At 62.3% G+C, this 25521-nt stretch carries 20 protein-coding genes; 10 read left to right on the forward strand and 10 right to left on the reverse strand.

All coding sequences use genetic code 11. The features are described from left to right. Positions 1 to 89: 89 nt before the first annotated feature. Positions 90 to 2066 carry a biosynthetic arginine decarboxylase gene (gene speA, locus V8N38_RS21075; RefSeq protein ID WP_055311965.1) on the reverse strand — a complete coding sequence of 659 codons (1977 nt, stop codon included), beginning with the start codon at positions 2064 to 2066 and terminating at the stop codon, positions 90 to 92. A 908-nt stretch (positions 2067 to 2974) separates the two neighbouring features. Between speA and metK the strand changes: the two genes are divergently transcribed. Then, positions 2975 to 4129 (forward strand): methionine adenosyltransferase, encoded by a 1155-nt coding sequence (gene metK / locus V8N38_RS21080; protein ID WP_084827165.1) that lies wholly within the window; start codon positions 2975 to 2977, stop codon positions 4127 to 4129. 124 nt (positions 4130 to 4253) lie between these two features. Here the strand turns inward: metK and V8N38_RS21085 are convergent, their stop codons facing one another. The 7 genes from V8N38_RS21085 to hrpB all read right to left on the reverse strand — a co-directional run bounded on the left by V8N38_RS21085 (position 4254) and on the right by hrpB (position 15940). Continuing rightward, positions 4254 to 4406: a Hok/Gef family protein gene (locus V8N38_RS21085; protein WP_033638576.1), complete on the reverse strand. Its 153-nt coding sequence runs from the start codon at positions 4404 to 4406 to the stop codon at positions 4254 to 4256. A 311-nt stretch (positions 4407 to 4717) separates the two neighbouring features. Next, positions 4718 to 6691, reverse strand: coding sequence for a Fe(3+)-hydroxamate ABC transporter permease FhuB (gene fhuB, locus V8N38_RS21090; protein ID WP_147840638.1), 1974 nt, complete (start codon positions 6689 to 6691; stop codon positions 4718 to 4720). Further along, a complete protein-coding gene (gene fhuD / locus V8N38_RS21095) occupies positions 6688 to 7596 on the reverse strand; it encodes a Fe(3+)-hydroxamate ABC transporter substrate-binding protein FhuD (RefSeq protein ID WP_038872395.1) in 909 nt (302 codons plus the stop codon). The genes fhuB and fhuD overlap by 4 nt, the downstream gene beginning before the upstream one ends. After that, positions 7596 to 8393 carry a Fe3+-hydroxamate ABC transporter ATP-binding protein FhuC gene (gene fhuC, locus V8N38_RS21100; protein ID WP_147840637.1) on the reverse strand — a complete coding sequence of 266 codons (798 nt, stop codon included), beginning with the start codon at positions 8391 to 8393 and terminating at the stop codon, positions 7596 to 7598. Before fhuC ends, fhuD begins: the two co-directional genes overlap by 1 nt. Positions 8394 to 8440: 47 nt before the next feature. Then, the gene (fhuA, locus tag V8N38_RS21105) at positions 8441 to 10639 is read right to left on the reverse strand and encodes a ferrichrome porin FhuA (protein WP_060422694.1); all 2199 of its coding nucleotides are present in this window, start codon (positions 10637 to 10639) and stop codon (positions 8441 to 8443) included. 251 nt (positions 10640 to 10890) lie between these two features. Beyond that, on the reverse strand, positions 10891 to 13383 hold the full coding sequence (gene mrcB / locus V8N38_RS21110; protein WP_147840636.1) for a bifunctional glycosyl transferase/transpeptidase: 2493 nt from the start codon (positions 13381 to 13383) through the stop codon (positions 10891 to 10893). A gap of 118 nt (positions 13384 to 13501) precedes the next feature. Beyond that, a complete protein-coding gene (hrpB, locus tag V8N38_RS21115; protein ID WP_187181587.1) occupies positions 13502 to 15940 on the reverse strand; it encodes an ATP-dependent helicase HrpB in 2439 nt (812 codons plus the stop codon). A 188-nt stretch (positions 15941 to 16128) separates the two neighbouring features. Here hrpB and thpR point away from each other — a divergent pair, with 188 nt between their 5' ends. The 6 genes from thpR (at position 16129) to folK (ending at position 21107) form a co-directional block, all read left to right on the forward strand. Next, entirely contained in the window at positions 16129 to 16671 is a 543-nt protein-coding gene (gene thpR / locus V8N38_RS21120) for an RNA 2',3'-cyclic phosphodiesterase (protein ID WP_060422688.1), read from the forward strand. Beyond that, entirely contained in the window at positions 16668 to 17375 is a 708-nt protein-coding gene (gene sfsA, locus V8N38_RS21125) for a DNA/RNA nuclease SfsA (RefSeq protein WP_004937572.1), read from the forward strand. The genes thpR and sfsA overlap by 4 nt, the downstream gene beginning before the upstream one ends. Before the next feature lie 183 nt (positions 17376 to 17558). Further along, entirely contained in the window at positions 17559 to 18014 is a 456-nt protein-coding gene (gene dksA, locus V8N38_RS21130) for an RNA polymerase-binding protein DksA (protein WP_004937569.1), read from the forward strand. A gap of 72 nt (positions 18015 to 18086) precedes the next feature. Further along, positions 18087 to 18998 carry a tRNA glutamyl-Q(34) synthetase GluQRS gene (gene gluQRS / locus V8N38_RS21135; protein WP_047729869.1) on the forward strand — a complete coding sequence of 304 codons (912 nt, stop codon included), beginning with the start codon at positions 18087 to 18089 and terminating at the stop codon, positions 18996 to 18998. 61 nt (positions 18999 to 19059) lie between these two features. Beyond that, positions 19060 to 20607, forward strand: coding sequence for a polynucleotide adenylyltransferase PcnB (gene pcnB / locus V8N38_RS21140; protein ID WP_071591451.1), 1548 nt, complete (start codon positions 19060 to 19062; stop codon positions 20605 to 20607). Beyond that, positions 20607 to 21107: a 2-amino-4-hydroxy-6-hydroxymethyldihydropteridine diphosphokinase gene (gene folK, locus V8N38_RS21145; RefSeq protein WP_019456064.1), complete on the forward strand. Its 501-nt coding sequence runs from the start codon at positions 20607 to 20609 to the stop codon at positions 21105 to 21107. Before pcnB ends, folK begins: the two co-directional genes overlap by 1 nt. Positions 21108 to 21112: 5 nt before the next feature. Here folK and qseC read toward each other — a convergent pair whose 3' ends face one another. Both qseC and qseB read right to left on the reverse strand, forming a co-directional pair. Beyond that, positions 21113 to 22471 carry a quorum sensing histidine kinase QseC gene (gene qseC, locus V8N38_RS21150; RefSeq protein WP_038872422.1) on the reverse strand — a complete coding sequence of 453 codons (1359 nt, stop codon included), beginning with the start codon at positions 22469 to 22471 and terminating at the stop codon, positions 21113 to 21115. Next, the gene (qseB, locus tag V8N38_RS21155) at positions 22468 to 23130 is read right to left on the reverse strand and encodes a quorum sensing response regulator transcription factor QseB (RefSeq protein WP_004937550.1); all 663 of its coding nucleotides are present in this window, start codon (positions 23128 to 23130) and stop codon (positions 22468 to 22470) included. The genes qseC and qseB overlap by 4 nt, the downstream gene beginning before the upstream one ends. 166 nt (positions 23131 to 23296) lie before the next feature. On the opposite strand from qseB, the gene panB reads away from it, so the two are divergent. From panB to panD, 3 genes are all read left to right on the forward strand, one after another. After that, on the forward strand, positions 23297 to 24091 hold the full coding sequence (gene panB / locus V8N38_RS21160) for a 3-methyl-2-oxobutanoate hydroxymethyltransferase (protein ID WP_004937548.1): 795 nt from the start codon (positions 23297 to 23299) through the stop codon (positions 24089 to 24091). Between the two features lie 23 nt (positions 24092 to 24114). After that, positions 24115 to 24969, forward strand: coding sequence for a pantoate--beta-alanine ligase (gene panC, locus V8N38_RS21165; protein WP_141960246.1), 855 nt, complete (start codon positions 24115 to 24117; stop codon positions 24967 to 24969). A 145-nt stretch (positions 24970 to 25114) separates the two neighbouring features. Further along, the gene (gene panD / locus V8N38_RS21170) at positions 25115 to 25495 is read left to right on the forward strand and encodes an aspartate 1-decarboxylase (RefSeq protein ID WP_004937544.1); all 381 of its coding nucleotides are present in this window, start codon (positions 25115 to 25117) and stop codon (positions 25493 to 25495) included. Positions 25496 to 25521: the final 26 nt, after the last annotated feature.

A 25521-nucleotide genomic window follows, 5' to 3' on the forward strand; every position in this document is an offset into this window, starting at 1 on the left:
GTTTGTTTCGGTGCTACCGATACGGCAGATTATGGCCGCATTTTATCCATGCTTCAAGGGGGCCGATATCGCCCCCCTGAAGAGGGCGGTTACTCGTCTTCCAGATACGTGTAGCCGTACAGGCCGGCCTCAAACTCTTCCAGGAACTGCGCCTGCAGCTCGCTGTCCAGATCGGTTTCTTTGACCTGATCGCGGAATTTGGCCAGCAGCGCACTCGGATCGAGCTGCACGTACTCCAACATGTCCGCCACGGTGTCGCCCTCGTCGGACAGTTCGGTCTCGACGCTGCCGTCCGGGAACACATACACGTCAACCGAGGCGGTATCGCCGAACAGGTTGTGCATGTTGCCGAGGATCTCCTGGTACGCACCGACCATGAAGAAGCCCAGCGCCGGCGGGTTCTCCGGATCGTACGGCGGCATCGGCATGGTGGTCGCCACGCCGTCGCCATCGACATAGTGGTCGATGGTGCCGTCGGAGTCGCAGGTGATGTCGAGCAGCACCGCGCGGCCTTCCGGCGGCTTATCCAGCCCTTCCAGCGGCAGCACCGGGAACAGCTGATCGATACCCCAGGCATCCGGCATCGACTGGAACAGCGAGAAGTTGACGTAGAACTTGTCCGCCATGCGTTCTTGCAGTTCGTCAATGATCGGACGGTGCGCGCGGTTGCTCGGATCGAGCTGCTGCTGGATCTTGTTGCAGATGTTCAGATACAGCTGCTCGGCCCAGGCGCGCTTGGTCAGATCCAGCATGCCGTGCGCGTATTGGGTATGCACGTCGTGCAGATCCATCTGGCTGTCGTGCAGCCATTCGCGCAGCGAGCGGCGGTTCTCCGGCTCGTTCATTTCCAGCCAGGTTTCCCACATGCTTTCCAGCGCGCGCGGCGCGTCGGCTTCCGGCGGCAGCGGTTCGCTGAACTCGTTGCGCTCTACGCCGATCACGTTGGAGACCAGCACCGTGTGGTGCGCGGTCACGGCGCGGCCGGACTCGGTGATCACCGTCGGGTGCGGCAGGCCGTGTTCGTTACAGGCGTCGCCGATGCCCCAAATCACGTTGTTGGCGTATTCGTTCAGGCCGTAGTTCACCGAGCAGTCGGACTGCGAGCGGGTGCCTTCGTAGTCGACGCCCAAACCGCCGCCCACGTCGAAGCACTGAATGTTGACGCCCAGCTTGTGCAGTTCAACGTAGAAGCGCGCCGATTCGCGCACGCCGGTGGCGATGTCGCGAATGTTGGCCAGCTGCGAGCCCAGGTGGAAGTGCAGCAGTTGCAGGCTGTCGAGACGGCCCGCTTCGCGCAGGGTCTCTACCAGCTTCAGCACCTGCACCGCCGCCAGGCCGAACTTGGATTTTTCGCCGCCGCTCGACTGCCATTTGCCGGAGCCCTGCGAAGCCAGACGCGCACGCACGCCCAGGCGTGGTATGACGTTCAACCGTTCGGCTTCTTCCAGCACCAGGTTGATCTCGGACATCTTCTCGATCACCAGGTACACCTTGTGCCCCAGTTTTTCCCCGATCAGCGCCAGGCGAATGTATTCACGATCTTTATAGCCGTTACAGACGATCACCGAGCGGGTCATGCCGGCATGCGCCAGCACCGCCATCAGCTCGGCCTTGGAGCCGGCTTCCAGCCCCAGCGGTTCCCCGGAGTTCACCAGCGACTCAATCACGCGGCGATGTTGGTTTACCTTGATCGGATACACCAGGAAATAGCCGCCCTGGTAACCGAAGGACTCACGCGCGCGTTTGAACGCGGCGTTGATCGAACGCAAGCGATGCTGGAGGATCTGCGGGAAGCAGAACAGCGCAGGCAAACGCTGCCCGTCTTGCTGGCGCGTTTTCACCAGTTCTGCCAGATCGACGCGCGCCTGCGGGACATCCGGGTCCGGGCACACGCTGATATGGCCCAGCTCGTTGACGTCATAGTAATTGTTGCCCCAGTAGGCGACGTTATAAGTGCGCAGCATCTTGCTGGCATTACGATCATTCATGGCAACCTCCTGCATGGAGCGCAAAGATAAAGACTCGCCCGCAACCGGCGGGCGGTGAATCAACAGATCATCAGACATGGTTCGCCTCACATTCCGCACTGACGAAACCGTCAGCCACTATCGCAGCTACAACCCGCGAGAACAACCCAACAAGCCGCGCTGACGGCAGCGAAGAGAACTGCCGTTCGCGGTCAGCGATCGGTTTATCACTCATATAATTGTAAGACACCCTGTTCAAACCTCGTGAATCGGGCCAAGAAACATCCCACAGGAAGGCTGCAGGCTACCCTTGTTCAGTTCTTCAGACGACCGTTAGCCGGCCCGAGAATCCTGAGTAGCGGCCAAGTGTTTATCGCACCTGGTAAGTGACAGAGAGACAAGACGGGAAATAGCAGAAGAATGTGCGCCAGAACGGCACTGCTGTTGGGAGCCAACAACCGGTAGACAACGGATCATTAATCCAACCACCTCCACGCGCGCCGTTCGGAGTGAACGACCCAGCCTCTAAAATAGTGTAAGAACGTGACCGTTCGATGAAGCGGCGGCGCTCACGGCGAACGCCTGCGACGGATAATAGCGCAACGCCGGCGAATGCAAAGCGGAAGTTTATCGCACCTTCCCCACCGCCAATCGCCGTACTGTGCAGCAAATGAACCGCGCGCGCAGTTTATACCGGTAAGCAGGTGAAAAAGCAAAATGAAAATTCGCCGAAAACTGTTTCAAGCGATGAAAATGGCGCCAACCCGTTTGCGCAAAAGAGCGAAAGCGCAAAAAATTACTGGCAATCTGGCTAAACCCTGACCTAAAATAGACGTCCAGATGTTAATCCATCTATACTGGTTAACTGATAAACTGCTTAACGGCTTTGCCTGAGGGGCGTTGCAGGATGCATCTCGCGCCATCAGCGGAAGACCCTTCGCTTTGATGCCGGATCTCCAGCGCTGTGCAGTAATTTCTAACCCGTCTTATGCAAGGTAAAGAACACAATGGCTAAACACCTCTTCACGTCCGAATCCGTCTCCGAAGGACATCCCGATAAAATCGCCGATCAGATCTCCGATGCCGTCCTCGACGCCATCCTGGAACAGGATCCGAAAGCGCGCGTCGCCTGCGAAACCTACGTTAAAACCGGCATGGTGCTGGTCGGCGGTGAAATCACCACCAGCGCCTGGGTCGATATCGAAGAGATCACCCGCAAAACCGTACGCGAAATCGGCTACGTTCATTCGGACATGGGCTTTGACGCCAACTCCTGCGCAGTATTGAGCGCCATCGGCAAACAATCCCCGGATATCAATCAGGGCGTTGACCGTACCGATCCTCTCGAGCAGGGCGCCGGCGATCAGGGCTTGATGTTTGGCTACGCCACCAACGAAACCGACGTGCTGATGCCGGCTCCGGTGACCTACGCGCACCGTCTGGTGCAGCGCCAGTCCGAAGTGCGCAAAAACGGCACCCTGCCGTGGCTGCGTCCGGACGCGAAGAGCCAGGTGACCTTCCAATACGACGACGGCAAAATCGTCGGTATCGACGCCGTGGTGCTGTCCACTCAGCATTCCGAAGACATCACGCTGAAAGATCTGCAAGAAGCGGTGATGGAAGAGATCATTAAACCGGTCCTGCCGGCGGAATGGCTGACGGCGGGCACAAAATACCACATCAACCCGACCGGCCGTTTCGTTATCGGCGGCCCGATGGGCGACTGCGGTCTGACCGGCCGTAAGATCATCGTCGACACCTACGGCGGCATGGCGCGCCACGGCGGCGGCGCCTTCTCCGGTAAGGATCCGTCCAAGGTTGACCGTTCCGCGGCTTACGCGGCGCGCTACGTGGCGAAAAACATCGTCGCCGCCGGCCTGGCCGATCGCTGCGAGATCCAGGTGTCTTACGCTATCGGCGTAGCGGAACCGACCTCCATCATGGTGGAAACCTTCGGTACCGAGAAAGTGCCAACCGAACAGCTGACGCTGCTGGTGCGCGAATTCTTCGATCTGCGCCCATACGGCCTGATCCAGATGATGGATCTGCTGCAGCCGATCTACCGCGAAACTGCTGCCTACGGCCACTTCGGCCGCGAGCACTTCCCATGGGAAGCGACTGACAAAGCCGCGCTGCTGCGCGATGCCGCCGGCCTGAAATAAGCCCCGACATCAACATGAAAACGGCGAGCCTGGGCTCGCCGTTTTTTTTAAGCGGATGGGTGCTCCCGGATCAACGCAGCGACTTGCCGGCAAGCGGAGGCAAAGCCCCCGCTGCCGGGTTGCCTTACCGTTCGGATTCGTAAGCCAAAATGGCCGCAACCTCCGTGTTGCCCGATCGGATCCGCAGCTCACACAGCGTGCTGCGGGTTATCCATGCCAGTGATATTACCGTGGCACAAATAACCACCAATTTTAACAGGCTCCGTTTGTTCGGCATCATGCCTTCTTCTCCTTGCCTCGCGGCGGGTAAGAGGCTAACTTAACGTTGTCACGCGTTAGAGTAGGCCTCGGGTTGATGGATATCGACTCGGGGCTTTTCTCTTTATCTCTTTCGCACGGGCTCCAGAGACAAAGATCCAGAGCACCCGCCCGCAGTATATTCATCTCACCACCACGCCACGTGTTCCTTTTCGCACGCAATATCGTTTTTGCGCAACCGCTCGCAGTGCCTTGCAACACCCTGAAAAATAAAAAAAGGCTCAGCGACGCTGAGCCTTTGAGGGCAGAAAAAGCACGGCGAGACACCGATTACGACGTCTGCTTACGCAACAGATAAACGAAGTACGGCGCACCGATAAAGGTCGCCAACAACCCGGCGGGGATCTGGTACGGGAACAGCAGCATCCGCCCGCACCAGTCGGCAAACACCATCAGCAAGCCGCCCAGCAGCGCGGCGATCACCATCTGCGGCAGCGCACGGCGGAAGCCCAGCATGCGCGCCATATGCGGTGCCATCAGCCCGACAAAGCTCAACGGCCCTACGGTCAGGGTCGCCATGGCGGTCAGCACGGCGGCCAATAAAAGAATGGTCAACCGCGCCGGCGTCAGCGCAATGCCCACCGAACGGGCGGTGGCGCCGCCGAGCGGCAGGATGGTCAACCAACGGCGGCACAACGGCGCCAATACCATCAGGCCGGCGGCCACCGCCTGCGCCGGCTCCACCGAATAGGTCGAGCCGGAGAGCCAGGTCAGCAAGCCCCCCATACGCGGATCGCCGCTGGCCAACAGCAGGAAGATGACGGTGGTAAAGGCGGTGCTGAGCGCGATACCGGCGAGCAGCATACGTTCCGTCGAGAAACCGCCGCGGCCTGCGGCGATCATGATGATAAGCAGCGTCGCGGCCGCCCCCAGGCTGCCGGCGGGCAGCAGCCAAACGAAGGCGTCGCCCGGCACCATAAACAGCATCATCACGACACCAAAAGCGGCGCCGGAACTGATGCCCAACACTTCCGGGCTGGCCATCGGGTTGCCGGTCAATTTCTGGATCAGCGTGCCGGCGACCGCCAGCATCATGCCCGCCGCCAGCGCCGACAGCACCCGCGGCCAGCGCCACGGCAGCAAGGAGTCCAGTTCCGCGCCCAGGCTCCAGTGCCAGCCGCCGGCATTTTTGCCCAGCATCAGCGCCAGCGTCAGGCCGATCAGCAGTACGAGGCCACCCACCAGGATCCAGGCAGGCAGATTCCCGCGTTCAGCAGGCACCTTGTCGCCGAGGTTCATCGGCGGCGGCGTGGCGGCGCTGCGCAAACGCGGCAGCAGCCACAGCAGCAGCGGTGCGCCGAACAGCGCGGTGGCCGCGCCGGTCGGGATCTCACGCCACACCTGTGTCACCCCGAGCATCACCTGATCGGTCAACCACAGCAACAGCGCCCCCAGCAACGGCGCCAGCATCATGCGGTGCGCCAGGCGGCGCGCGCCCAACATCTTCGCCATCAGCGGTGCAAACAGGCCGATAAAGCCGATAACGCCCACCGCACTCACCAACATGGCGCTGAAGATAATGGCCAGCCCCAGGGTGCAGAAGCGCGCCATCGACAGCCCCAGCCCCAGGTTGCGCGCCACGCCGTCGTCCAGCCCCAGCAGCGTCAGCGGGCGCAGCAACAGCGCCGCCAGCGCGCCGGCCACCAGCAAACGCGGCAGAATGAACTGCACGGCGCTCCAGTCCTGTTGGTTCAACGCACCGGTTCCCCACAGGAACATGCCCTGCAGTTGATCGTAATGAAACAGCGCCAACAGGCTGTTGACCGCGCCACAGTACAGCCCCAGTACCAGCCCGGCCAGAATCAGCGTGACCGGCGACATCCGCTTGCCCCAGGCGACGCCGAACACCAGCCCGCCCACCACAATCGCGCCCACCATAGCGGCCAGCTGGCGAGTGAATTCGCCCCCCGGCAGTACCCACAGCGTAGCGATGGTCAGGCCGAGCTGCGCGCCGGCGGCAACGCCGAGCGTCGACGGTTCCGCCAACGGATTTCGCAACACCTGCTGGAACAGCACGCCGACCAACCCCAGGCCGGCGCCGGCCAACAGCGACACCGTCAACCGCGGCAGCAGGCTGTAATGGAACAGCATTTGCCGCACGTCGTCGATGTCCGGCGCGCTGAGCGCCCGCACCCATTGCGCCGGCGGCAGCTGCTGCGCCAGGTTGTATATCGTCAGGCCGCCTGCCGCCGCCAGCAATAGCAGGATCAGCGTCAGCGGTAATCTCCGGATGCCCGCATTCATGCCGCACTCTCCTGGGCCTGCGCCAACAGGCGGCAAAACCGCATCGTCGACAGCGTGGCGCCGTAGAACCACACCGCCGGCACCTGCCGCAGCTGGTTTTGCCGCACAAAGGGCAACGACTGCCACAGCGGCGTCGCGCTGACCTTGTCCATCATCGCCTGATTGCCGTGATCGAGATAGATGACCCGGGCATTACGCACCGTAGCCAACCGTTCAATCCCCACCACCGCAGTGCCCCAAAAGTCGGTTTGCTCCTGCCAGGCATTGCGGATGCCCAGTTGGTCCATCGCTTCCTGGAACAGGCTTTTCTGGCCGATGATCAACGCATGGCGCGTGTCGATCAGCGAAAACAACAGCAGCGGTTGCCGGGTATAGCTTTGCAGGCGCTGACGCGCGTCCTGCATAAAGCCGTCGAACTGCGCCAGGTGGTTTACCGCCCGGCTTTCTATGCCCAACCGCTGGCCCAGCGCCAGCAGCGACTGGCGGGCGACGGTCAGCGGTTTGCCGCTGCCGTCGTTGAAGCCGAAGCTCATGGTTGGCGCGATGGGTTGGATTTTTCGCGGCGTCGGGCCATAGCCTTGCGACAGCAACACCAGCGAAGGCTGGAGCTGCTGCAGCAGTTCGAGGTTAGGTTCGGTGCGCTGACCGACGTCGACCACCGTCGCCGGCAGCTTCGGCTCCGCCACCCACAGGTTGTAGTTATGCACATCGGCCACCGCCAGCGGCGTCACGCCCAATGCCAACAGCAGTTCGATCGGCAGCCATTCCAGCGCCGCAACGCGCGCGATATCCGGCGGCGCATCCGCCGCCCGGCCGGGCAACGAGCCCAACAGCGGTGACAGCGCCAGCGCCATCAACAAACGGCGGCGCAGCGGGTCGTGAGAAGAAGTGAATGCAGAAGACATCAGTAGACAAAACTCACCGGCGCGCCGCCGCTCGGGTGCGGCAACGTGCCCATAGGAATACCGTAAATTTGCTCCAGCACCGGCCCCTGCATCAGTTCCAGCGGGCCGCCCTGAGCGATCATTTCACCGCCGCGCAGCGCCACCAGATGATCGCAGTAGCGCGCCGCCATGTTGATGTCGTGCAGCACGGCGATCACCGTGAGATCGCGTTCGCGGCTCAAGCGCTGGATCAGCGCCAGCACCTCGACCTGGTGCGCGATGTCCAGCGCCGACGTCGGTTCGTCAAGCAGCAGGCAGCGGCTGTCCTGCGCCACCATCATCGCCAGCCAGGCGCGTTGGCGCTCGCCGCCGGACAGGCTGTCCACCAGGCGGTTGGCGAACGGCTTGAGCCCCACCAGTGAAATGGCCTCTTCGACCAATTGGCGATCGTTGGCGCCAAAACGCCCCAGCGCGCCGTGCCACGGATAGCGGCCGACGGCCACCAGCTCGCGCACCGTCATGCCTTCCGCCGCCGGCAACTGCTGCGGCAGGTAGGCCACCTGGCGGGCGAAGGATTTGCTGTCCCACTGCGCCAACGGCTGCCGATTGAGCAGTACCTGGCCACCGCTGGGGGCTTGATGCCGCCCGAGCAGTTTCAACAGAGTGGATTTACCGGAACCGTTATGGCCGATCAGGCCGCAGACTTTGCCCTGGGGAAAACTGAGCGACAGCGGTTGCAACAGCACCCGGCCGGGGACGGCGAAGCTGGCGTTATCCAGCGCGAAGGTCGCGCCGGGACTAAGAAGTTTGTCCTGCATAGATCCTGCTTTGTCCGGGGCGACGCGGCGCCGCCCCGGCTATCCGGTTAGAAACGGAAGGTTGCGGTGGCGACCACCTGGCGTTCTGCGCCCCAGTAGCAGGCGTAGTCGCGGTAGCAGCTCGACACGTAGGTCTTGTCGAACAGGTTGTTGATGTTGACGCCCACGGACGAGCCCGGCAGGCCAAAGCGCGCCAGATCGTATTTAATGGTAGCGTCCACCAGCGTGTAGTCCGGCACCTTGAAGGCGGAATTATCGCTGTTGAAGCTCGAGCTGGAGCCGACGTAACGCACGCCGGAACCCAGCGTCAGGCCGCTCACCGCCGTTTCGTGGAAGGTGTAATCCGCCCACAGCGAAGCCATGTGTTTCGGCACCTCGACGGTCGGTTTGCCCTGATAGGTGTTGTCCTTGGTGTACTTCGCATCGGTATAGGTATAGGAGGCGATCAGGTTGACGTTGGCATTCAACGCCGCCTTGGCTTCCAGCTCCACGCCGCGTGAACGGATTTCGCCGCTCTGCACGCTGAACTGCGCATTGCTCGGGTCCGGCGTCAGGTTGTTGTTCTTGGTCAGCTGATACAGGGCGCCGGTCAGCACGATTGGGCGATCCTTCGGCACGTATTTCACGCCGGCTTCATACTGCTTGCCGATCGACGGCTTGAAGGTGCTACCCCCTTGCGTCGTGCCCAGATTCGGTTCAAACGATTCGCTGTAGCTGAAATACGGCGTCACGCCGTTGTCGAACAAGTAGTTGAGGCCGCCGCGCCAGGTGAACTGGCGATCGGTCTGCTGGCTCGTCGAACTCACATCGCGGTTATAAGCGGAAGTCTTCGCCCAGTCATAGCGCCCGCCCAGCGTCAACAGCCACTGGTTCCACTCCCCTTGCTCCTGCACATACAGGCCGGTTTGTTCCTGACGGTTCAGGTAATGGTAGGGGAAGTTGATATTGACCGCGTCATTCCCGTATTGCGGATTGGTCATGCTCAGACCGTCCGCAGAGCCAAATGCGGCATTGATATCGTTACGCATGCGCATGTAGTCCACGCCGAACAACAGCGTGTGGTCGATATCGCCGGTTTTCACCTTCGCCTGCGCCTGGGTATCCACAGAGAAATTGTTCAGGTGTTCTTTCGACTGGACATAGGCGCGATTAATCGTCGTCGGCGTCGCCGCAGAAACGCCGCTGCCATAGATGCTCTTCATGTCGGTTTCCAGCTGCATATAGCGCAGATTCTGGCGCACCGCCCAGGTATCGTTGAAGGCATGTTCGAAGCTGTAGCCGATCATCCGCTGTTTGCGGGAGGTGTAGTTGCTGGCTTCGCCTTCGTTGAAATCGGTCGGCAGCTTACCGCCGTTCGGCAGCGGAATCAGCGTGCCCTGCTTCGGCAGCCAGCCGTAATAACCGGTATAGGGATCGTTTTGAATGTTGGCCAACAGCGTGAAGTTGGTTTTGTCATCCGGACGCCAGCTAAAGGACGGCGCGATCGCATAGCGCTTCTCTTTGCTCATGTTCTGCTGCGAATCGCTGTCTTTCGCCAGGCCGGTCAGGCGGTAAGAATAGATACCCTGATCGTCCAGCGCGTCGCTGAAATCGAAACCGGTCTGGAACAGGTTATCGGTGCCCATTTTGAACTGGATTTCGCGCAGCGGCTCGGTGGTTGGCCGCTTGCTGACCATCGAGACCAAACCACCCGGGTTGCTTTTGCCGTACAGCACCGAGACCGGGCCGCGCAGCAGCTCGGCGCGCTCGAGGAAATAAGGATCGATGGACGCTTCGCTGTAGTTGTCGCCCAGCAACCGCAACCCATCCAGATACTGGGTGGTGTTGGTGGCCGGGAAGCCGCGGATCGCCACCGCATCATAGGTCGTGGAGCTGCCGCGGCTGGCAAATACGCCCGGCGCATAGGCCAGCGCGCCCTTCACCGTATCCGGCTGACGCATGTCCATCTCTTCACGCGTCACCACGGAAACAGACTGCGGGTTCTTCTCGATCGGCGTATCGGTTTTGGTGCCGGTGGCGCTGCGTTTGGCGACATAGGTGCCGACCGGCCCCCAGGCGCTTTCCTGCTGGGCGGTATTGCTACCGCCTACAACGGTAATCGTGTCTTCCTTGGCGGCCGGCTTGGCGTCGGCGGAAAAAGCCGGCATCGCCAGCGTGCCCAACGCCGCAGCGACGGTGATCGCTAACGCGCTGACGGGGGTGCGGCCCTGCTTGGCCGCGGATGATGAAAGACGCTTGGTCGGCATAGTTGATTTCTCTGATGAATAATTAAATGACGAATGTAAACGATAATAATTATTATAAGCGTCGCATTTTATGCAGAAGCCAAATTAAACTGCAAGCCGAATTCATAAGGCAAATAGGTTAAGGATTAGGCGCTTAGCCATGCGGTTAACAGGGAAATAAAACGAGCGGAAAAATAAAAAAGCCCGTAACCAAGGTTACGGGCTTAATAACAAAGAAAAAATTTTCACCGGGGCCGGTGCCCCGGTAGCGATTACTGGCCGAACATATCCTTGATCCAGCCGGCGACGCCATCGCCATCTTTTTGCTCACCCGCCGCCGGTTGCTGCTGTTGCTGCACCGCCGCCTGGCTGGCCTGGCACAATCCCTGCGGATTGTCGGTCCAGACCGGGATGGTGCGCCAGCTGCCGCCGCCGCAGATAAAGTTGCCGGCAGAGTCGATGCTCATCTGGTTAATGCCTTCCGGCGGCTGCAGCATCAGCGGCAGCGGCGTCTGGTTTTCCAGATAACGGCGATACAGGGTCAACGCGCCGTTGGCGCCGGTCAGCTTGGCCGGGCCGTTGTTGTCGCGCCCGACCCAGGCGATCGCCACTTCCTTGCCGTCGATGCCGGCGAACCAGCTGTCGCGCAGATCGTTGGTGGTACCGGTTTTCGCCGCCAGGTTGTAGTTCGGGAACTTCACCGACAGCGAGCGGGAAGTCCCGCGCGCCACGCCCTGCTGCATCGCGTACAGCGTCAGGTAAGCGGCCTGCGCCGGCACCATGCGTTCCGCCTGCGGGAAACTCTGGTACAGCACCGTGCCGTCTTCGGCGATCACCGAACGCACCGCCGACAGCGGCGCACGGTTACCGCCGCTGGCGATGGTCTGGTACTCCTGCGCGACTTCCATCGGCGTCAGGCCGATCGCCCCCAACAGCATCGATGGCACCGGGTTGATCTCCGCTTTCGGGATACCCAGGCGTTGCAGCGTAGCGCTGATCTGATCCAGCCCGACCGACAGGCCGAGGTTCACCGTCGGCACGTTCAGCGAGTTGGCCAACGCATCCACCAGCATCACCTGACCGCGGAATTTACGGTCATAGTTGTTCGGCTGCCAGACGGCGCCGTTCGGCTGTTTCAGCGACAGCGGCGCATCCGCCAGCCAGGTGTTGAGGCGGTATTTATCCGGTTCGGACAGCGCGGTCAGGTACGTCGGCGGCTTGGCCAGCGAGCCGACCAGGCGGCGCGCCTGCATCGCGCGGTTGAAGCCGGCGAACTGCGGGTTAGCGCCGCCGACCATGGCGCGCACTTCACCGCTGAAGCGATCGACGATCACCATCGCCGCTTCCAGATCCTGCAGGTGACGCGCGGCGCGCAGCGCCGGGATGCCGTCTTCGACCGCTTTTTCCGCCGCGTCTTGCGACACCGGATCCAGCGTGGTGAAGATCTTCACGCCGGACAGGTCATTGACCTTATCGCCCAGCTTGGTCTGCAGTTCCTGACGCACCATCTGCATAAACGCCGGCTGTGGCGTAATGACGCCGCCTTTCGGCTGCACGCCCAGCGGACGCGCGCTCAGCATGTCATACAGCTCGCCGTCGATCACGCCCTGGTTCTGCAGCAGCTTGAGCACCAGGTTGCGGCGCTCCAGCGCCAGTTTCGGGTTACGCCACGGGTTGTACAGCGACGCGCCCTTGACCATGCCGACCAGCAGCGCCTGCTGATCGAGGCTCAGCTCGTCCACCGGACGGCCAAAGTAGTACAGGCTGGCCAGCGGGAAACCGCGGATCTGGTCGCTGCCGCTCTGGCCGAGGTACACCTCGTTCAGATACAGCTCCAGAATGCGGTCCTTGCTGTAACGGTAATCCACCAGCAGCGCCATATAGGCTTCGTTAGCCTTACGCCACAGCGAACGTTCGTTGCTCAGGAACAGGTTCTTCACCAGTTGCTGCGTCAGCGTACTGCCGCCCTGCACCGCACGCCCGGCGGTCAGGTTGGCCAGCACCGCACGGCCGATGGAGTAGGGGCTGATGCCGTCATGCTCATAGAAGTGGCGGTCTTCCGTGGCGATCAACGTATCCACCAGCAGATCCGGGAAACCGGAGCGCGGCACGAACAGACGCTGTTCACCGTTCGGCGACTGCAGCATGGTGATAAGACGCGGATCGAGGCGGAAGAAGCCGAAGCTGCGGCCGCTGTCCAGGTTTTCGATCTTCGCCAGACGGTTGTTCTGGAAGTCGAGACGGGCGCGGATCTGCCCCTCTTTACCATCCGGGAAGTCGAACGGGCGGCGCAGCATCTCGATGCTGTTGGCCTGCACGGTAAACTCGCCCGGGCGCGTCATGCGGCTGACCTGGCGATACTGCATGCCTTCCAGCAGGTTGACCATCTCCTTCTTACTGTACGGCATGCCCGGTTCCAGGTTGACCATGCGGCCGTACACCGCCGCCGGCAGCTGCCAGACTTTGCCGTCGATGCGGCTGCGGATCTGCGAGTCCAGGTAGACGCCATAGATCGCCAACAGGACGGCGATCACCAGGATCAGTTTGATAAACAGGCCGAGCCAGCGGCGTTTTTTACGCGGCGGAGTCGCTTTTACCTTACGCGGCATGCGTTCCTCCTCCTCTTCATACTCATCATCGTCATACTCGTCTTCTTCGTAATCGTCATAATCGTCGTCTGGGCGACGGCGCGGCGGCTTGCGCGACGCGGTGCTTTTTGGTTGTTTTCCTTTGCGCCCGATGGGCTCGCGGTCATCCCCAGCCATGGCTGTTGTTCTCCGAGCTTGCCGACACTGCCGGCCATGATTAGTCGCTTAATCTGTGCCTACGCCGCAGCGCTGACCAGAAGAAACATCTGAATTCCAAACCTTAAATGATCGCGACCTACTGATATTTCTTCGTTCGGCGCGTCGGTACCGCCGTGGCCGGATCGTCCGGCCAAACGTGTTTCGGGTAGCGGCCCTTCATCTCTTTTTGCACCTCGCGATAGGCGCCTTGCCAGAAGGCCGCCAGATCGCCGGTGATTTGCAACGGCCGGTGCGCCGGTGAGAGTAACTCAAGCACCACCGGGATGCGACCCTCCGCCAACATCGGGCTGCGCTGCTCGCCGAACACTTCCTGTAAACGCACCGCCAGCGCCGGCGGTTTGCCGGCCTCATAACGGATCGGTAGGCGGCTGCCGGTCGGCACAGTGTAATGAGTGGGTAGCGCATTATCCAGCCGCTGCTTTTGCTGCCAATCCAGCAGACGGGACAGCGCCTCGGCGATGTTGACCTGCTTCAAACCGCGCAGATCGCGCACGCCGTTCAGCGACGGCAACAGCCACTGCTCCAGCGCCGCCAGCAGGGGTTCTTCGTCCACCGCCGGCCATTCCGCCTCCGGCAACCAGGCTTGCGCGCACTGCAGGCGCACCCGCAATTGCTCGGCGGCGCCCTCCCAGTTGAGCACCGCCAGCCCCTGTGCGCGCACCCAATCGAGCAGCGCCTGCTGCAGCTCTTCATCCGCCGGTTTGGCCAGCGGCTGGGCGCGCAGCGTCAGACGGCCGATCTGCTGGCGCTTCCAGGCGCGCAGCGTGCCCTTCTCGTCATCCCACTCCACCGCCGTGCGCTGCGTGACGATCGCCGGCAGCTGTGCCGCCAGCGCGTCGATATCCACCGGCAACGCCAACAGGATACGCGCATCGGGGCTATTGTGGCCCTGCAACAGGCTGGGGACGATGAGCCAGGGCGCACGCGACAGCGCCTCGTCCTGGTTCATCGCCGCCCCCAGACCGTTGGCCAGCAGGTAGCGGCCGTCCTGGCCTCGGCGCTGGGCGATACGATCGGTAAACGCCTGCGCCAACAGGCGCGGCGCCAGATCGATGTCGATTTGCCCCGCACGTTGCGGCAGGCGTTTGGCCAACTGCGCGGCGCGCTGCCGCCAGTTCGGTTGCGGGCGGCTCAGCCAGTAGCCGATATCCATCTGCCCGCCGCGCGGCGGTTCTTCCAGCAATGCCGCCAGCAACGCCGCCGTCGCCAGGCCGTCGGCACTCAACGCCGCGCCGGCGACCAGCATCGCCGCCAGCCGCGGCTCGCATCCCAGCGCGGCCATCTGGCGCCCCGGGGCGGTAAGTTTGCCACCGTCATCCGTGGCCCCCAGCCGGTGCAGCAACGCCCTGGCCGCCGCCAATGCCGCCGCCGGAGGCGCATCCAGCCAGGTCAGCTGCGCCGGATCATGGCATCCCCACTGCAGCAATTCGAGCCAGAAGCCGGTGAGATCGCTCTGTAAAATGTCCGGTTCGGCGTGTTCCGCCGCGCGCTCCGCCTGTTCTTTGGCGAACAGATGCCAGCAAATGCCCGGCTCCAGGCGCCCGGCGCGTCCGGCGCGCTGCACCATCGACGCCTGACTGATGCGCTGCGTCGCCAGCCGCGTCAAACCGTTGCGCACGTCGTAGCGCACCACGCGCTCCAGGCCGCTGTCCACCACCAGCCGAATGCCCTCGATCGTCAGGCTGGTTTCGGCGATGTTGGTCGCCAGCACCACCTTGCGGCGGCCAGACGCCGCCGGTTGGATCGCCTTTTGCTGCTGCGCCAAAGGCAGCGCGCCATACAGCGGGCAAAGATCGGTATCGCTCGCCACCTCGCCGGTCAATCGCTCCAGCACCCGATTGATCTCCGCCACACCCGGCAGGAACAGCAGCAAAGATCCCGGCTGTTCGGCCAGCAACCGCTTCACCGCCGCCGCTACGCCATCTTCCAGCCGCTGATGGCTGGCCAACGGCTGATACAGACGCTCAACCGGGAAGCTGCGCCCCTCGGACACCACCACCGGCGCTTCCGGCAGCAGCTGCGACAGGCGAGCGTTGTCCAGGGTGGCCGACATGATCAGCAGTTTCAGATCGTCGCGCAGCCCTTGCTGCACGTCGAGCAGCAGCGCCAGCGCCAGATCGGCCTGCAGGCTGCGTTCGTGGAACTCATCGAGGATCACCAGCGACACGCCCTGCAGTTCGGCGTCCTGCTGCAGCATGCGGGTGAGAATGCCTTCCGTCACCACTTCCAGCCGGGTTTGCGGCCCGCTTTTACTTTCGGCGCGCATGCGGTAGCCCACGGTCTGGCCGGGCTCCTCCCCCAGTTGCTGCGCCAGGCGATAGGCGACGTTTTTCGCCGCCAGCCGCCGCGGCTCCAGCATGATAATGCGCCCCGGCAACCCGGCCTTAGCCAGGATCTGCAGCGGCAGCCAGGTGGATTTACCGGCGCCGGTCGGGGCGTGCAACAGCACCTGAGGAGCGGACTGCAACGCAGCCAGCAACTCATCAAGCACCGCGCTGACGGGCAATGAAGACACTGAACTCTCCGTGGTGGTTAACGTTAAACGGCGTACAGTGTAGCATTAGCTTTGTCCCCGTAGCCTTTCAAACTGCGGCGGCGTTAGCTATAGTACGGACCTCGTCCATGCGTCCCGCTTCGCGCGAGACCGTTGCAAGCCGCATCCATGTCTGTCCCGACGGATTTGTCATTATTTACCGAGCCCCCATGTCCAATTCGCGCCGCCTGTTTTTCGCCCTGTCCTTGCCTGATGCCCTGCAACAGCAGGTGATCCGCTGGCGCGCCGAGGCGTTTGCGCCGGAGGCCGGCCGACCGGTGGCGGCGGCTAATTTGCACCTGACGCTGGCGTTTCTCGGCGAGGTCACCGCGCAGAAAGAGCTGGCGCTGCGCAAACTGGCCGGCCGCATCGTGCAACCCGGCTTCAGCATGCGGCTCGACGACCTCGGCCATTGGCCGCGCCCCGGCGTGGTCTGGCTCGGCACCCGCCGCGCGCCGCGCGGGCTGCTGCAGCTGGCCGAGCTGCTGCGTTCGCAGGCCGCCCGCAACGGCTGCCATCAAAGCGCGCTGCCGTTCCATCCGCACATCACGCTGTTGCGCGCCGCCACCCAGCCGGTGGCGATCCCGCCGGCGACGCCGGGCTGGGCGTTCAGCGCCGACGCCTTTTCCTTATATGAGTCGGTGTTCGAAAACGGCCGCACCCGCTATCAACACCTCGAACAGTGGCCGCTGGCCAAGCAGGCATCCGCATGATTTTCTCTCCACCGCTGCGTTCCGCCACGCTGATCAAACGTTACAAACGCTTTCTGGCGGACGTGATCACCCCGGAAGGGGAAACCTTTACGCTGCACTGCGCCAATACCGGCGCCATGACCGGCTGCGCCACGCCCGGCGATACCGTTTGGTACTCCACCTCGGATAACCCCAAGCGCAAATACGCCCACAGCTGGGAGTTGACCCATACCCAACAGGGGCACTGGATCTGCGTCAATACCCTGCGCGCCAACGCGCTGGTGCGCGAGGCAATTGAACACAATTTAATCAATGAATTATCCGGTTACAGTAAAATCAGCGGCGAAGTGAAATACGGCGGTGAAAACAGCCGTATCGATTTGTTATTACAGGCAGAAAATCGGGTTAACTGCTATATTGAAGTTAAGTCAGTCACATTACTGCAACAACAACGTGGTTACTTTCCTGATGCGGTAACGCTCAGAGGGCAAAAGCACCTGCGTGAGTTGCTCAGCGTGGTTGAAAGCGGGCAACGGGCGGTGTTGTTCTTTGCCGTGTTACACAGCGGTATTGAGCAGGTCGCACCGGCACATCATATAGATGAGCGCTATGCGGCGCTGTTGGCACAGGTCCGGCAGTTGGGAGTGGAAGTGGTTTGTTACGGGGCAAAGTTATCACCTGACGGTATTTATCTCTGCGATAAGCTGCCGTTTTTTATCGATTAGCGCAGTCGGGTCCCTATAAATAGACAACCGGCCAGCACGATCGCCAAATACGCCCTCCTTCACACGATTGTCAAGCGGGCGACAGGAATAATTGCCAACCTACCTTCCTTCTGTTATTTATAGCGGCCTGTTTTTCCCCCGCATTGGGGATTCGATAGTGCGTGTGTATGTAGGAGAAGCAACATGCAAGAAGGGCAAAACCGTAAAACCTCGTCCTTGAGCATTCTCGCCATCGCTGGGGTGGAGCCGTACCAAGAGAAGCCGGGCGAAGAGTACATGAACGACGCCCAGTTGTCGCATTTCAAGCGCATTCTTGAAGCGTGGCGCAACCAGCTCAGGGACGAAGTGGACCGTACTGTATCGCATATGCAAGAAGAGGCAGCCAACTTCCCTGATCCGGCCGACCGTGCTACCCAGGAAGAAGAGTTCAGCCTTGAACTGCGTAACCGTGACCGTGAACGCAAACTGATCAAAAAGATCGAGAAAACGCTGAAGAAAGTGGAAGACGATGATTTCGGCTACTGCGAATCTTGCGGCGTGGAGATCGGCATTCGTCGCCTCGAAGCGCGTCCGACCGCCGATCTGTGCATCGACTGCAAGACGCTGGCTGAGATCCGCGAAAAGCAGATGGCCGGCTAATACCGTTGTTACCGCTGCGGCGTGCGCACCTGCGTGCGCCGCACAGAGAAAAGGGAACCTCCCCCCTCTGATATGCAAGAAAGTCATTATGTGGGGCGCTTTGCCCCATCGCCTTCCGGGGATCTGCATTTCGGTTCGCTGATTGCCGCTCTGGGAAGCTACCTTCAGGCTCGCGCCCAACGCGGGCAGTGGCTGGTTCGCATCGAAGATATCGACCCGCCGCGCGAAGTCCCCGGCGCCGCCGCTCGCATCCTGTCCGCGCTGGAACATTATGGTCTCCACTGGGACGGCCAGGTCATCTATCAATCCCAACGTCACGACGCCTATCGCGCCGCGCTGGATCTGTTGCAGCGCCAGGGGCTCAGCTATTACTGCACCTGCACCCGCAGCCGCATCCAGCAGATCGGCGGGTTGTACGACGGCCACTGCCGCGATTTGCAGCTCGGCCCACAGGGTGCCGCCATCCGCTTACGCCAGACCGCGCCCGTTTACGGGTTCCACGATCGCCTGCAGGGAGAATTGCACGCCGATCCGGCGCTGGCGGGGGAAGACTTTATCATTCGCCGCCGCGACGGGCTGTTCGCCTACAACCTGGCGGTGGTGATCGACGACCATTTTCAGGGCGTGACCGAGATTGTACGCGGTGCCGATCTGATCGAGCCGACGGTGCGCCAAATCGCCCTCTACCGCCAGCTGCAGGCGCCGGTGCCCGCCTATGTGCATCTGCCGCTGGCGCTGGGCGCCAACGGCATTAAGCTGTCGAAGCAAAACCATGCGCCGGCGTTGCCCGCCGGCGATCCGCGCCCGGTGCTGATCGCCGCGCTGAAATTTCTGCGCCAACCGCTGCCGGAAAGCTGGCAAGATCTTGACCTGCCATTATTATTGAGCTGGGCGGTCGCACATTGGCGGTTGGAAAACGTGCCGCGTCAGGAGGCTATCCCTCTGGATGAAAACACGCCGGCATTCTCAAAGGAGCCATGGTGAGCTATGATTAGCCGCTATTTTTTGTTAGCTCCATTTTTATCAGTCACTATCGAGGTGTACCATTTTTACCCGAGTAGCCAACTTCTGTCGTAAGGTACTGACCCGCGATGACAAGCTGCCCCGCGACGACGCGGCGGCCGGCGATAAAAACGTAGTCCGCGAAGAGCGTGCCGCGGCGCCAAGCCGCCCTGCGCCGCAGCCGCGCGCCGCCGATAACGGCAGCAACGCCCCTGCCCGCCGTTCAACGCCGCGCAAGCGTCCGCCTTTTCCTATCGCCGAGAGCAACGACTCGATGACCGTGATCCCGCGCGAACAGCACTCGATCTCCCGCAAAGACATCAGCGAAAATGCGCTGAAAGTGCTTTACCGCCTGAACAAGTCCGGCTACGAAGCCTATCTGGTCGGCGGCGGCGTGCGCGATCTGTTGCTCGGCAAAAAGCCGAAAGACTTCGACATCACCACTAACGCCACGCCGGAGCAAGTGCGCAAGCTGTTCCGCAACTGCCGCCTGGTCGGCCGCCGCTTCCGCTTGGCGCACGTGATGTTCGGGCCGGAGATCATCGAAGTGGCCACTTTCCGCGGCCACCACGAACAGAATCAGGAATCCGACAAGAACTCGTCCCAGCAGGCGCAAAACGGCATGCTGCTGCGCGACAACATCTTCGGCTCGATCGAGGAAGACGCCCAGCGCCGTGATTTCACCATCAACAGCCTGTACTACGGCGTGGCGGATTTCACCCTGCGCGATTACGTCGGCGGCCTGAACGACCTGAAACAGGGCGTGATCCGCCTGATTGGCGATCCGGAAACCCGCTACCGCGAAGATCCGGTGCGCATGCTGCGCGCGGTGCGCTTCGCCGCCAAGCTGGATATGCGCATCAGCGAAGAAACCGCCGAGCCGATCCCGCGCCTGGCCTCGCTGCTGCATGAGATCCCGCCGGCGCGCCTGTTCGAAGAATCCCTCAAGCTGCTGCAGGCGGGTTACGGTTTCCAGACCTACCTGAAGCTGTGCGAATACCAGCTGTTCCAACCGCTGTTCCCGCTGATCGCCCGCAACTTCACGCCGAACCACGATACGCCGATGGAGCGCATTCTGGTGCAGGTGCTGAAGAACACCGATCACCGTCTGCAGAACGACATGCGCGTCAACCCGGCCTTCCTGTTTGCCGCCATGCTGTGGTACCCGCTGCTGGAGCATGCGCAGAAGCTGGCGCAGGAAAGCGGCCTGGCCTACTACGACGCCTTCGCGCTGGCGATGAACGACGTACTCGACGAGCAGTGCCGTTCGCTGGCCATCCCGAAACGCATCACCACGCTGGTGCGCGATATCTGGCAGCTGCAGCTGCGCCTGTCCCGCCGCCAGGGCAAACGCGCGCACAAGCTGATGGAGCACCCGAAATTCCGCGCCGCCTATGATCTGCTGGCGCTGCGTGCGGAAGTGGAAGACAATCAGGAGATGCTGCGTCTGGCCGAGTGGTGGGGCGAATTCCAGGACGCCACGCCGGCGCGGCAGAAAGCCATGCTGAGCACCCTGGGGGACGATCCGGCGCCGCGCCGCGCGCGTCAACGCCGCCCTCGCCGCCGGGCACCGCGTAAAGAAGGGGCATAATGATCCGCGTTTATATCGCGCTGGGCAGCAACCTGGCGCAGCCGCTGCAACAGGTTAAAGCCGCACTGGAGGCGCTGGAGCATCTCCCGCGCACCCGGCTGGTCACCTGTTCTTCGTTTTACCGCACCAAGCCGCTGGGGCCGCAAAACCAGCCGGACTTTCTCAACGCGGTGGTGGCTCTGGATACCCTGTTGCCGCCCGAACAGCTGCTCGACCATACCCAGGCGATAGAACGCAATCAGGGGCGCGTGCGCAAGGATGAACGCTGGGGGCCGCGCACGCTCGATCTGGACATCATGCTGTACGGCGACAAGGTGATCCATACCGAGCGCCTGACGGTGCCGCATTACGGCCTGAAAGAGCGCGAATTCATGCTCTACCCGCTGGCGGAAATCGCCCCCGACCTGATTTTCCCCGATGGCGAGCCACTCGCCAGCTGCCTCAAGCGCGTGCCGGAAAACGGCATGGCGCTGTGGCATCAGCCAAAACCCAAGTCCTGACCCACCTACAGCGCCAGCCGCGCAACGAACCCGCCCGCCGGGCGATTGGCGAAACTGACCTGTAGGCCATGCAAGCCGGCGATACGCTGCACGATCGAGAGCCCCAGCCCGCTGCCGGTTTGCTCCTGCCCCGGCGGGCGATAGAAGCGTTCTCCGAGCCGCGCCAGATGTTCCGTGGTGACCCCCGGACCGTCGTCCTCCACCGTCAGCGAGCGTTCGCTCAGCGTTACGGTAACGACGCCGCCCTGCGGGGTGTAGCGCACCGCGTTATCCAGCAGGTTGCGCAATAGCAGCGACAGCAGCAAGGTTTCCCCCTGACGCGGCGGCGGCGTTCCCCGATGTTCATAGCGCAGCGTCACGCCCGCCGCATGGGCCTGCCGATCCTGCTCCGCCAGGGTCATCGTCACCAGATCGTTCCAGTCGATCGGCGCCAGTTCGGCCAGATCCGACAGCGAATCCAGCCGCGACAGCGTCAGCAGCTGATCCACCAGCCGGGTGGCGCGATCGATGCCGAGCGTCAGATTGTCCAGCGCGTGCTCGCGCATCGGCGCATCGTCCCCCGCCAGTTGCACCACTTCGGTCTGCACCCGCAGCGCCGCCAGCGGGCTGCGCAACTCGTGCGCGGCATCGGAGGTGAAGCGCCGCTCCCGCACCAGCAGAGCGTTGATGCGGGCGAACAGCGCATTGAGCGCATCCACCAGCGGGCGCACCTCGGTCGGCACCTGGCGCGCGTCCAGCGGCGTCGCGTCATCGGGTGCACGCCGGCGCAAACCGGCCGCCACAGTGCGCAGCGGCCGTAGCTCGCGCCCGACCATCAGCGCGATCAGCAGCATCAGCACCGGTAGCGTCGCCAGCCAGGGCACCAGTTGGCCGGTCACCATGCCCAGCGCCATATCGCGCCGGTAATCCCACTCCTGGCCGACCACGATGCGGTAGCGCCCGTCCGGGCTGGTCAACCACACCAGGCGCCAACTGTCGTCATCGCCTTTGCGCTCGCCGTCGGTAAAACCTTCACGCTCCCCGTCAAACAGGAAGTCGGCGCCGTTCTCGCCGTCGTTGAGCAGCATCTTGCCTTGGCGATCGAAGATGGCGAACGCCAGCGCGTCGTCGTCCTGCTCGCCGCGTTTGCCGTGGTGCACCAGCTTTTTGGTTTTCGGCAGGCTGCGCGCACTTTCATCGGCCAGCAGATCGCCGAGGTTGGCGGTCGCCAGCCGTTTGGCGAACAGCATCTGTTGGGTGTCGAACACTTCGTTGATGGTGTTGCGCGACATCACCCAGGCCACCACGCTGGCGGTGCTCCAGGTCAGCAGCGCCAGCAGGCTGAAGATCAGGATCAGGCGCAACCGCAGGCTGAGACGCTTCACGGCGCATCCCCCAGCGTGTAACCCACGCCGTGGATGGTACGGATGAAGCCGTTGCCCAGCTTGCGCCGCAGGTGGTGAATATGTACCTCCACCGCGTTGCTGCTCACCTCGTCATCCCAGTTGTACAGCTTCTCCTGAATCAACGGCCGCGCCAGCACCCGCCCCTTGTTGTGCAGAAACAGTTCCAGCACCGCCAATTCGCGCGGCGTCAGCGTCACCGGCTCGCCGTTGCAGCTCACGCTGCGGGTGGCACTGTCGAACACCACGTTGCCGTGCGTCAGCTGCGGCATCAGTTGGCCGTGGCGGCGGCGGATCAGCGCCTGCAGGCGCGCCGCCACTTCGGCCAGCGCGAAAGGCTTACACAGATAATCGTCGGCACCGCTTTGCAGCCCGCTGACCCGCTGCTCCAGCGCGTCTCGGGCGGTGAGGATCAGGACCGGCACGTCCTGCCCGGCCTGGCGCCACTGGCGCAGCAGATCCAGGCCGTCGAGGCCCGGCAGGCTGAGGTCGAGGATCACCGCGTCGTACGGCGCACTGTCCAGCGCATTTTTGCCGACGGCGCCGTCGGTGAACCAGTCCAGATTGAAGCCGAGTTTGGTCAGCCCGGCCTTGATGCCGTCCCCGATCAGTTTGTCATCTTCGATCAGCAAAATTCGCATGAGTATCCCTTTTGAGTCTTGGCGCCATTGCACCACAAGGTTCTTAAGAACCGCTTAAGCATGGCGATCCGCGCTACCCACCCCGATCGGGTTACAGTAGAATGACTGCACTTTTTTGCAGCCTGGGCCTGCGTACGCCGCACGGCCCGTTTCAGGAGACGTTGTGATGAAACCCACCACCGTGACCCACTTGCGCCAGTGGAAACAGGAGCAGCGCAAGTTTGCTACCCTTACCGCCTACGATGCCAGCTTTGCCAAACTGTTTGAAGAGCAAGGCATCAAAGTCCTGTTGGTGGGCGATTCGCTGGGCATGACGCTGCAGGGCCACGACTCCACGCTGCCGGTCACCGTCGCCGACGTGGCCTACCACACTCGCGCCGTGCGCCGCGGCGCGCCGGCCTGCCTGCTGTTGGCCGATCTGCCGTTCATGAGTTACGCCACCCCGGAACAGACCTTCGCCAACGCCGCCGAGCTGATGCGCGCCGGCGCCAACATGGTGAAACTGGAAGGCGGCAGCTGGCTGTGCGACACGGTGAAAATGCTCGCCGAGCGCGCGGTACCGGTGTGCGGCCACCTGGGCCTGACGCCGCAGTCGGTCAACGTGTTCGGCGGCTATAAGGTACAAGGACGCGACGAACTGGCCGCCAAACAGCTGTTGCAGGACGCACAGAATCTGGAACTGGCCGGCATTCAGCTGCTGGTGCTGGAATGCGTGCCGACCGAGCTGGCGCGCCAGATCACCGAAGCATTGTCCATTCCGGTCATCGGCATCGGCGCCGGCAACGGCACCGACGGCCAGATCCTGGTGATGCACGACGCCTTCGGCATCACCGGCGGCCACACGCCGAAGTTCGCCAAGAACTTCCTGGCGCAGAGCGGCGATATCCGCACGGCGGTGCAGCACTACATTCAGGAAGTGGAGCAAGGCCTCTACCCGGCGGCTGAACACTCTTTTAACTAAGCGATGGTTCCAGGAGTCACCCAATGATTATTATCGAAACCCTGCCGATGCTGCGTCAGCAGATCCGCCGCTGGCGCCAGGAAGGCAAACGCATCGCGCTGGTGCCGACCATGGGCAACCTGCACGACGGCCATATGACGCTGGTCGATGAAGCGCGCGCCCGCGCCGACGTGGTGGTGGTGAGCATCTTCGTCAACCCGATGCAGTTCGATCGGCCGGACGATCTGGCGCGCTACCCGCGCACGCTGCAAGAAGACAGCGAGAAGCTGACCCGCCGCGGCGTCGATCTAGTGTTCGCGCCGGCCCCGGCTGCGGTCTATCCGCAGGGGCTGGACCAGCAGACTTACGTCGACGTGCCGGGCATCTCCAGCATCCTGGAAGGCGCAAGCCGGCCGGGCCACTTCCGCGGCGTTTCCACCATCGTCAGCAAGCTGTTCAACCTGGTGCAGCCTGATTTAGCCTGCTTCGGCGAGAAGGATTACCAACAGCTGGCGCTGATCCGCAAAATGGTGGCGGACATGGGTTACGACATCGACATCGTCGGCGTGCCGACCGTGCGCGCCAAAGACGGCCTGGCCCTCAGCTCGCGCAACGGCTACCTGACCGCCGAAGAGCGCAAGATCGCTCCGCAGCTGAGCAAGATCATGAACGCGCTGGCGCAGCAGTTGGCCAATGGCGAACGCCATGTCGAAGAGCTGCTGGAGCAGACCGCCGAGCAGCTGCGCGCCGCCGGCTTTACGCCGGATGAGCTGTTTATTCGCGACGCCGACAGCCTGCAGCCGCTGACGGTGGACAGCCAGCGGGCGGTGGTGCTGATGGCCGCCTGGCTGGGCAAGGCGCGTCTTATCGACAATCAGCAGGTCGACCTGACGCTGTAAGCCATTTTTTATACTATCGTCACCCTGAAACCCAGGCCATTGGTAGACAATGGCGGGGCAATCGGTGACGATAGAGATTGCAGGGATGCAGGAGAGATGTTCAACCCCAGCGCCTGTGAAGGCCGATATTCAGTTAGGTAAAGCTATGATACGTACTATGCTGCAAGGCAAGCTGCATCGCGTCAAAGTCACTCAGGCTGACTTGCACTATGAAGGGTCCTGCGCCATCGACCAGGATTTCCTGGAGGCCGCCGGCATTCTGGAATATGAAGCGATCGATATTTACAACGTGGATAACGGCCAGCGCTTCTCCACCTACGCCATCGCCGCCGAGCGCGGTTCGCGCATCATTTCGGTCAACGGCGCCGCCGCGCGCTGCGCCTGCGTGGGCGACAAGCTGATCATCTGCTCCTATGTGCAAATGACCGACGCCGACGCCCGCCAACACCACCCGAAAGTCGCCTATTTCGAAGGTGACAACAACCTGCAGCGCAAGGCGAAAGCCGTGCCGGTTCAGGTCGCCTGACGCTAAAACGGGCGCCTTACGCGCCC

The organism is Serratia nevei, assembly GCF_037948395.1.
GTDB classification, from domain to species: domain Bacteria; phylum Pseudomonadota; class Gammaproteobacteria; order Enterobacterales; family Enterobacteriaceae; genus Serratia; species Serratia nevei.

What these genes read in the sequence shown, in the direction of transcription:
- fhuD (WP_038872395.1), bottom strand. Translation starts at nt 7,596, where the DNA reads ATGTCTTCTGCATTCACTTCTTCTCACGACCCGCTGCGCCGCCGTTTG.
- sfsA (WP_004937572.1), top strand. Translation starts at nt 16,668, where the DNA reads ATGATTTTCTCTCCACCGCTGCGTTCCGCCACGCTGATCAAACGTTAC.
- thpR (WP_060422688.1), top strand. Translation starts at nt 16,129, where the DNA reads ATGTCCAATTCGCGCCGCCTGTTTTTCGCCCTGTCCTTGCCTGATGCC.
- folK (WP_019456064.1), top strand. Translation starts at nt 20,607, where the DNA reads ATGATCCGCGTTTATATCGCGCTGGGCAGCAACCTGGCGCAGCCGCTG.
- metK (WP_084827165.1), top strand. Translation starts at nt 2,975, where the DNA reads ATGGCTAAACACCTCTTCACGTCCGAATCCGTCTCCGAAGGACATCCC.
- qseB (WP_004937550.1), bottom strand. Translation starts at nt 23,130, where the DNA reads ATGCGAATTTTGCTGATCGAAGATGACAAACTGATCGGGGACGGCATC.
- mrcB (WP_147840636.1), bottom strand. Translation starts at nt 13,383, where the DNA reads ATGGCTGGGGATGACCGCGAGCCCATCGGGCGCAAAGGAAAACAACCA.
- fhuC (WP_147840637.1), bottom strand. Translation starts at nt 8,393, where the DNA reads ATGCAGGACAAACTTCTTAGTCCCGGCGCGACCTTCGCGCTGGATAAC.
- panB (WP_004937548.1), top strand. Translation starts at nt 23,297, where the DNA reads ATGAAACCCACCACCGTGACCCACTTGCGCCAGTGGAAACAGGAGCAG.
- dksA (WP_004937569.1), top strand. Translation starts at nt 17,559, where the DNA reads ATGCAAGAAGGGCAAAACCGTAAAACCTCGTCCTTGAGCATTCTCGCC.
- panD (WP_004937544.1), top strand. Translation starts at nt 25,115, where the DNA reads ATGATACGTACTATGCTGCAAGGCAAGCTGCATCGCGTCAAAGTCACT.
- panC (WP_141960246.1), top strand. Translation starts at nt 24,115, where the DNA reads ATGATTATTATCGAAACCCTGCCGATGCTGCGTCAGCAGATCCGCCGC.
- V8N38_RS21085 (WP_033638576.1), bottom strand. Translation starts at nt 4,406, where the DNA reads ATGCCGAACAAACGGAGCCTGTTAAAATTGGTGGTTATTTGTGCCACG.
- fhuA (WP_060422694.1), bottom strand. Translation starts at nt 10,639, where the DNA reads ATGCCGACCAAGCGTCTTTCATCATCCGCGGCCAAGCAGGGCCGCACC.
- fhuB (WP_147840638.1), bottom strand. Translation starts at nt 6,691, where the DNA reads ATGAATGCGGGCATCCGGAGATTACCGCTGACGCTGATCCTGCTATTG.
- gluQRS (WP_047729869.1), top strand. Translation starts at nt 18,087, where the DNA reads ATGCAAGAAAGTCATTATGTGGGGCGCTTTGCCCCATCGCCTTCCGGG.
- speA (WP_055311965.1), bottom strand. Translation starts at nt 2,066, where the DNA reads ATGTCTGATGATCTGTTGATTCACCGCCCGCCGGTTGCGGGCGAGTCT.